Here is a 1,752-nt window from a genome sequence, read left to right as displayed (position 1 = left end):
TGCACGGCGACGTGCCGACGCTGGCCACGGGCGACTGTCCGGTGATTGCGCTGGACGACAGTGCGCCCTGGACCTCCTACCCGGCGGACAATCCCGAACGGGGTGGGCTGACGGTTTCGCACCTGGCTTACGTGATCTACACCTCCGGCTCGACCGGCCAACCCAAGGGAGTGATGATCGAGCACAGGAATACGGTCAATCTCCTGCATTGGGTCAGGGACGCCTTCGGTGCCGAAGAACTGCGCCATGTGCTGTTTTCGACATCACTGAATTTCGATCTCGCGGTCTATGAATGTTTTGGTCCGCTGAGCTGGGGTGGGCAGGTCGAGGTGGTGGATACGGCATTGGCGGCGCCGGTGACCCGGATCGATTTGCTCAACACCGTGCCCTCCGCACTGCAGGCATTGTTGGACCAGCGGGGCCTTGCCCGGAGTCTCCGGACGGTCAACGTCGCCGGCGAACCGCTGCGGCGTTCGTTGGTGGAGCGTGCATTTGCCGAGACGGATATCGATCGGATCTGCAATCTGTATGGTCCTTCGGAGACGACGACCTATTCGAGCTGGGTGCCGATGGATCGGGCGAGCGGTTTTGCCACCCATATCGGCCGTCCGATTGCGAACACACGGATCTACCTGCTCGACGCCGGGGGTGAGCCGGTGCCGCTGGGCACGGTGGGCGAGCTGTACATTGGCGGTGCCGGCGTGGCGCGGGGCTACCTGGACCGTCCGGAGCTGACGGCGGAGCGCTTCGTGCTGGACCCGTTCAGTGCCGAGCCGGGCGCGCGGATGTACCGCACAGGCGATCTCGGGCGCTACTTGCCCGACGGCAACATCGAGTATTTGGGCCGTAACGACTTCCAGGTGAAGATCCGGGGCTTCCGGATCGAGACCGGCGAGATCGAGGCGTGCCTACAGGGGCATGACGACGTGCGCGAGGCAGCGGTGGTAGCCCGCGAGGATGCGTCCGGCGCCAAGCGGCTGGTGGCGTATTACACCGGCTCGGCCGGGGCGGAGGTCTTGCGGGCGCACCTGCAGGCGGCACTGCCGGCCTACATGGTACCGGCGGCGTTCGTGGCGCTGGAGCAGTTACCGCTGACGCCGAACGGCAAGCTGGACCGCCAGGCCTTGCCGGCGCCGGAAGACGACGCCTATGTGCGGGCCGTCTACGAGGCACCGCGGGGCGCGGTGGAAGAGACGCTGGCCGGGATCTGGCAGGAGCTGCTGGGCGTGGAGCGGGTGAGCCGGCACGACAACTTCTTTGCCCTGGGCGGTCACTCGCTGTTGGCGGTGCGGCTGATCGAGCGGATGCGCCAGGCGGAGCTGCAGGCGGACGTGCGGGTGCTGTTCGCGCAGCCGACGTTGTCGGCGCTGGCCGGGGCGGTGAGTGGTGTTACTGACATCGCAGTACCGCCCAATGGTATTCCCGAAGGCTGTACGGCGCTTGAGCCGTCGATGCTGCCGCTGGTGGCGTTGTCGCAGGAGGCGCTCGACGGCATCGTGGCGGCGGTGGATGGCGGTGCGGCCAACGTGCAGGACATCTACCCGCTGGCGCCGTTGCAGGAAGGGGTGTTGTACCACCACCTGTCGGCAGGGGCGGGCGATCCCTACCTGCTGTGGTCGCAGTTTGCCTTCGACAGCCGGGAGCGGCTGGACGCTTTCCTGTCGGCCTTGCAGGCGGTGATTGGCCGGCACGACATCCTGCGCACGGGGGTGCAGTGGGAAGGGTTGCCGGAGCCGGTGCAGGTGGTGTGGC

The 1,752-nt window shown here is 66.8% G+C and carries 1 protein-coding gene; it reads left to right on the top strand.

Translation table 11 applies throughout. The features are described from left to right. Positions 1–1,752, top strand: a 1,752-nt coding sequence (locus tag EZI54_RS23625) for a non-ribosomal peptide synthetase (RefSeq protein ID WP_131484298.1), incomplete at both ends; no start/stop codon positions are given.

The organism is Marinobacter halodurans, assembly GCF_004327985.1.
GTDB lineage: Bacteria > Pseudomonadota > Gammaproteobacteria > Pseudomonadales > Oleiphilaceae > Marinobacter_A > Marinobacter_A halodurans.
The sequence above is the reverse complement of the archived record's forward strand: the minus strand, read 5'-3'. Positions and strand labels throughout refer to the sequence as shown.